Source organism: Actinoplanes sp. NPDC048791 (assembly GCF_040650095.1).
In the GTDB taxonomy this organism is placed as follows: domain Bacteria; phylum Actinomycetota; class Actinomycetes; order Mycobacteriales; family Micromonosporaceae; genus Actinoplanes.
In genome coordinates, this window is record NZ_JBEZGQ010001465.1 from 1 (window position 1) to 1,613 (window position 1,613).

Genomic DNA, 1,613 nt, shown 5'->3' on the forward strand with positions numbered 1-1,613 from the left:
CGAACGGCACCGTGGCCCCGACGACGTCGTAGGCGCCCGCGGTGCCGCGCTCGGCGCAGTCGAGGATCCAGGCGGCCTGGTCCCGGACGTCGACGACCTGGGTGGGGGCACCGGGAGTGTCCGGGACCAGCATGGGCTCCCCGGGGGCACGGGCGGCACGGGCCACCCAGGCGCCGGAGCGGCCGCTGGTGTCGCCGGGGCCGCCGATCAGGCCGGACCGGGCGACGAGCAGCCGGTCGCCGAGCGCGGCGGCACTCGCCTGCTCACAGGCCACCTTGGCCTCGCCGTAGAGCTCCCGGCCCACCTGATCCTGGTCGGTGGGCTCCCGCAGCGGCGACGACTCGTCCGCGCCGGGGGTGTCGAAGGTGGCGTAGGCGTTGCCCGACGACACGTACGTCCAGTGCCCGGCCCGGGCGGCCAGTGCGTCGAGGGCGGCGCGCACGAAGCCGGGCTGCCAGGAGACCTCGACGACCGCGTCCCAGGACTGCTGCCGTACCTCGTCATAGGCGGCCGGGTCCTGCCGGTCGGCCGCGACCAGCCGGGCACCGGGCGTCGCATCGCCGCTGTGGCCCCGGGCCAGGCAGCTGACGGTGTGGCCGCGGCCGACGGCCTGCCGGGCGACCTCCCGGCCGAGGAACTGGGTGCCGCCCAGGATGAGGATGTCCATCAACCGATCTGATCAGCGCGGGTAACCCGGCGACAAGGTGGGTTCGCGGGCGGCGTAACCCGGGCCGGGATTGTCAGCTGCCTCTCAGCCGCCGGTTCGTGCAAGGGGCGTGGTTCCGGGTATGAGACGGTCCGTGACGACACCAACTGCGGCCGTGGTCGGTCAGCTCGCCCGGGATCTTGTGCTGTCCGTCGATGATCTCCCCGAGCCCGGCTCTTCCGCCGACGCCACCGACCGGCGCGAGCAGCTGGGCGGCAAGGGCGCCAACCAGGCGGTCGGGCTGGCCCAGCTCGGGGTGCGGCCGACGCTGGTCGCCGTGGCCGGCGACGACGCCATCGGCGACGTCCTGCTGGACCAGGCAAAGCGCGACGGCATCGATGTCTCGGCCGTCGTACGGCGCAGCGGGGTGCTGACCGGGCTGATCGTCGAGGTTCTCTCCGGTACGGAGTACCGCTACATCGAGCACCTGCCGCTGCTCACCGTGGCCGACGTCGAGGCGCACGCCGGCACGATCCGGCGGCAGGACGCGGTGCTCGTCCAGCTCCAGCAGCCCGCCGACGTGTGCGCGGCCGCCGCCCGGATCGGGCACGAGGCCGGCCGGCTGGTGGTGCTCGACGGTGCCACCTCGGACGACGCTCTGCTGGCCCGGGCCGACGTGGTGCGCGCCGACGACAAGGAGGCGGAGCTGCTGCTCGGCGTACCGCCGGAGGACATGCCGGACGCGGCGCGCAAGTTGCTGGAGAAGGGGCCGCGGCTGATCGCCGTCGCGGTCGACGACGGCAACCTCTTCGTCTGGGCCGACGGGGACGTGCACGTGCCGCTCACCGACGAGAAGGTGGTCGACACCACCGGCGGCGGGGACGCGTTCGTCGCCGCGCTGACCGCGTCGCTGCTGCGCGGTGATCCGTACCCGGAAGCCGCGCGCAGGGCGACCGCTGCCTCGGGC

General features: G+C 74.4%; 2 protein-coding genes. One reads left to right on the top strand and one right to left on the bottom strand.

What is annotated here, in order from left to right; all coding sequences use genetic code 11:
• A partial coding sequence (locus AB0C29_RS47465; protein ID WP_360834832.1) for an NAD-dependent epimerase/dehydratase family protein occupies window positions 1-667 on the bottom strand: 667 nt, incomplete at its 3' end.
• A gap of 133 nt (window positions 668-800) precedes the next feature.
• On the opposite strand from AB0C29_RS47465, the gene AB0C29_RS47470 reads away from it, so the two are divergent.
• A partial coding sequence (locus AB0C29_RS47470) for a PfkB family carbohydrate kinase (RefSeq protein WP_360834834.1) occupies window positions 801-1,613 on the top strand: 813 nt, incomplete at its 3' end.